The following is a 1,739-nucleotide window of genomic DNA, read 5'->3' on the forward strand; positions in this document are numbered from 1 at the left end:
ATTCTTCCCCCGTTGTTGKATTTTGCGTGCAACGAATACCACCGCCCATGTACTGCATGGACAGGCACGTGTTGCAGCCTATGCATTCACGAATATCTTCTATACGACCGTMTTCAATCTTTTTCGGCAGAAAGGGATCTGCAATTGACGGACGTGCCGCTCCGATCAGGTCGACCAACCCCTTCTTAATGAGCGACACCATGCGATCTGGCGACGTGTATCGTCCGACGGCAACCACCGGCTTTGTTGTCACTTGTTTCACGAAGGCTGTAAAYGGTTCCTGCCATCCCTCATCAGCAAAGCGCGCGGTCATAACATCGAGATTGATGTTCTGAACGTTAACGTCCCAAAGATCAGGCAATTCTGCCAACATTTCGACGACCCGCCGCCCGTCTCCACTGCAGGTATAGCCCGCATCGCCGAGGCCTTCATCAACACCAAAGCGGACGGCAACCGCACAATCGGACCCAATTTCTTCTTTGGTATCCTCAATCAACTCACGTAGCAGTCGAGCACGATTGGCAATTACTCCGCCGTATTCATCGGTTCGCCGATTGACACGTTCCGTGATGAAGTCGCCGGGCAATCCCATCATGTGGCTTGCGTAGACGTACACGATATCGAATCCGATGTCGCGTGCACGCCGGGCAGCAGCGCGATGCCATTTTCTAACGTCGGCAATATCCTGCTTATCCATCTGCCGGACGACAGCCGGTACATCCATTGCAGGCCTGGGTGAGGCAGACATCGGGCGCTCTCGAGACATGCGGTTTCCAGCGAGAGCACCCTGATGGGTCAATTCGCATCCGGCAAGGGCGCCGTGCTTTTGAACGGCTTCTACCATAAGCCGAAGCCCGGGCTTGTCATCATCCGACCAAAGCCGCTCACCTCCGCTCGGGGAAGAATCCGAGGAGGGATGKATCATACACAGTTCGGTATTCACTACCCCCCATCCGCCCTCTGCCTTTATCTCACGAAATCTTGCTGTGGCGTGCGGAGAAAAAGTACCGAGTGCCGTACAATGCGGAACTTGGTAAAATCGATTCTTGGTAGTMTTAGGCCCGATTTTAACTGGCTCAAAGAGTACATCGTATCGTGGATCACGCGCCATATAACCTCCCACGGCCCCCCGCCAGCTGACTTCGGGACCTCGCCTCGGTKACCTTGAACCTCAGCTGTCGTCCAGCCAGGCAGAACTCCATCAGGCTAGCGATTCGGCGTATGAGCTTCAAGATAATYATTCAATATTAGATTTTACGACCTGCAAGCCGAGTCCTTGCGCACACGAGGGGATTCACAGGATAACGGCTAAGCTACCGTTTCTTCGCATTAATGCGCCTAATAGGTTCTGTCACGGCAAGCGATCTGACCATACCGTCAAAGCACAATTAAATATCATTTTGACTAATTAATTCTATGCTGAGGAACTACGGGGAGTGGTCTAGATGGGCTCKGCATTTGCTGGAGCGTCGAGGGTAAAGCGCTCGGGCTGTGAAGCCCATGCCTTTCACATGAACTCGTATGGTGTGAGGCCGTTGGGTMTTGAGCCTGCGGCCGAAATTGTAAGCGGCGCGAAGTCGGCAAGATGCTGGCGCAGTTGATCGTGGCTTTCATAGTAAAAGCGTCTGACGGTGGCATCCTTGACGGTTCAGTTCATTCTCTCAACCTGGCCATTGGTCCATGGATCCTTTACCTTGGTCGTGCGGTGCTCGATATCATTGGTGGGGCAGGTGTATTCG

Annotated in this window: 2 pseudogenes; both read right to left on the minus strand. The window is 53.3% G+C overall.

What is annotated here, in order from left to right:
* Positions 1–1,111: pseudogene (locus QD357_RS32010) on the minus strand (NADH:flavin oxidoreductase); the annotation flags it as partial.
* Positions 1,112–1,510: 399 nt separating this feature from the next.
* Positions 1,511–1,739 (minus strand): annotated as a pseudogene (locus tag QD357_RS32015) (integrase core domain-containing protein); the annotation flags it as partial.

This window comes from Rhizobium sp. BR 317 (genome assembly GCF_047445835.1).
In the GTDB taxonomy this organism is placed as follows: Bacteria; Pseudomonadota; Alphaproteobacteria; order Rhizobiales; family Rhizobiaceae; genus Rhizobium; species Rhizobium paranaense.